Source organism: Blautia aquisgranensis (genome assembly GCF_040096615.1).
Taxonomy (GTDB): domain Bacteria; phylum Bacillota; class Clostridia; order Lachnospirales; family Lachnospiraceae; genus Blautia_A; species Blautia_A aquisgranensis.
Genome location: NZ_JBBMEJ010000054.1, coordinates 1 through 534 on the forward strand (window position 1 = coordinate 1; position 534 = coordinate 534).

1 protein-coding gene is annotated in these 534 nt (G+C 53.7%); it reads right to left on the reverse strand.

Annotated features, from left to right (window positions below):
• The coding region (locus WMO28_RS16805; protein ID WP_349057711.1) for a lysozyme family protein at positions 1 to 534 on the reverse strand (534 nt) is incomplete at both ends.

Consider the following 534-nt stretch of genomic DNA (forward strand, 5'->3'; position numbering starts at 1 on the left):
ACGTGAGGGACGTATTCTGGATCCCCATAGGCACTCCAGCCATGCGAAGCAGCCTGCTCATTGGAAAACTGCATGGCATTTTCTGCACTGTAGCCGCCATATTTCTGAATCGCCCACGTTATGTACCCGTTTCCGTAGTTATACCCTTGCAGGGACAGCTTCAGCTTGTCCATGTCCTGTGGGCTGGTGCATCCGGCTTCTCTTAGGCAGTCCGCATAATACTGGATTCCTACCTGTATGGAGTAGTCCGCATCCTGGATGGCATTCGGGCTGTTGGAATACCGGGTGTTGTATGGGCACTCACTGCTCTGCATGGGATCGGTCCCCCGGCCGCCAGATTCCTGCATCATGATTGCCTGTATCACGGAAACGTATTCGGGGATTCCATACTGGTTGGCGTATTTCTGGATGGTTGCCGTATAGGAAAGTACTTCCTGGCTGAGTGCTTCGTTGCTCTCTGAGCTTCCAGAGAATGCCGCACCGCCAATGATCCCGACCATGATAACCAGAAGCAGAACCATGACCGCTCCGGCG